The sequence below is a fragment of the Pseudomonas sp. 57B-090624 genome (assembly GCF_003234055.1).
Lineage (GTDB): Bacteria > Pseudomonadota > Gammaproteobacteria > Pseudomonadales > Pseudomonadaceae > Metapseudomonas > Metapseudomonas tohonis.
Genome location: NZ_QKRU01000173.1, coordinates 1 through 1,610, shown reverse-complemented (window position 1 = coordinate 1,610; position 1,610 = coordinate 1). Strand labels below are relative to the sequence as shown.

1 protein-coding gene is annotated in these 1,610 nt (G+C 58.9%); it reads left to right on the top strand.

Annotation, left to right across the window (positions count from 1 at the left end; genetic code table 11):
• Positions 1 to 78: 78 nt before the first annotated feature.
• The gene (locus DMX10_RS32215) at positions 79 to 1,449 is read left to right on the top strand and encodes an IS1182 family transposase (RefSeq protein WP_023082828.1); all 1,371 of its coding nucleotides are present in this window, start codon (positions 79 to 81) and stop codon (positions 1,447 to 1,449) included.
• The last annotated feature ends 161 nt before the right edge of the window (positions 1,450 to 1,610 follow it).

Below are 1,610 nucleotides of genomic sequence, written 5' to 3'. Positions count from 1 at the left end.
CCGATTCTGTTGAAAAAGTAGCGTCCTCCCCATGCCGTTGGCAAAATTGCTCTGTCAGCGAGCGCGGGGGCGAATAGCATGATGGGGCAGTTACCGGGAGGGCAGCAGCGCCTGTTCTACTCGTTCAATCTGGAAAATCACGTCCCGCCCCAACACCCCCTGCGCAGCATCGACCAGTGCTTGGATCTCAGTGATCTGCGCGCCCACCTGGCGGATTTCTATAGCCCCATCGGGCGCCCCTCGATAGATCCGGAACTGATGGTGCGCATGCTGGTCGTCGGCTATTGCTATGGCATCCGTTCCGAGCGGCGATTGTGCGAAGAGGTGCACCTGAACCTGGCCTATCGCTGGTTCTGCCGGCTGGGTCTGGAAGACGAAGTCCCCAATCATTCGACCTTCTCGAAGAATCGCCATGGGCGTTTTCGTGACAGCGATCTGTTCCGCTGGTTGTTCAATGAAGTGCTGCGGCGTTGCATGGCGGCCGGCCTTGTAAAGGGTGAAGGTTTCGCCGTCGACGCCAGCATCATCAAGGCGGATGCCAGCCGGCAACGCGGGGTGGCGGGAGATGAAGTCGATTGGAGCGATCCAAAGCTCAGTAGTCGCGCCGTGCGCGAGTACCTCGAAGCCCTTGATGAAGAGGCGCTGGCTGAGACTCTTCCCAAGAAAATTTCGCTCACCGATCCTCAGTCCCGTTGGACAGCAGCACCAGGCGGCCCGGCCTTCTTTGCCTACTCCACGAATTACCTGATCGACACTGAGCACGGTGTGATCATGGATGTGGAAGCGACTCCAGCGCACCGTACCGCCGAAGTTGACTCGACCCGGACGATGGTCGAGCGTGTCGAAGCGCAGTTCGATCTCACACCGGAACGACTCATCGGCGATACCGCCTATGGCACTGCCCCGATGCTGGCCTGGATGGTCGAAGAAAAGGACATCGAGCCGCATGTGCCGGTGTGGGACAAGACCGAGCGCAAGGACGACAGCCTCTCCAGTAACGACTTCCACTGGAATCAGGAGGCCAATGAATATCGCTGCCCAGCCGGCAAACCACTACGCAGTGAATGGCGCGCCTTCACCCAGAAAAGATCGCGGGTGACCAAGGCCAACACCATCATCTACCGCTCCAGCCAAACCGACTGCACTACCTGTACGCTGAAAGCGAAGTGCTGCCCCAACACGCCGAATCGGAAAATCGTCCGCAGCATCCACGAGGCTGCCCGCGACGTGGCCAGACGCATCGCCAAGACACCGGAATACCTCGTCTCTCGTTGCGAACGGAAGAAGGTGGAGATGCTTTTCGCTCACCTCAAACGGATCATGAAACTCGACCGTTTACGGCTGCGTGGCCTGACGGGTGCGACTGACGAATTCACCTTGGCCGCGACCGTGCAAAACCTGCGACGCATGGCCAAGCTTTTGCCTCACGGGCCACCGACCACGGGATAGGTGCGCCTGCTGAGAGCAGAAACCCTCAAATTAGCCCTCAAACCTGAGCAAGGACGCTCAGTGAAACGCCGGAAGGCAACTTGAAGTGGCTTGCAGCCACTTCGACAGCAGGCACATCCGACCGGCTGGCTGCCGCTAAAGCTACTTTTTCAACAGAATCG

Coding starts and splice junctions, on each gene's coding strand:
- DMX10_RS32215 (WP_023082828.1), top strand. CDS start 79: ATGATGGGGCAGTTACCGGGAGGGCAGCAGCGCCTGTTCTACTCGTTC.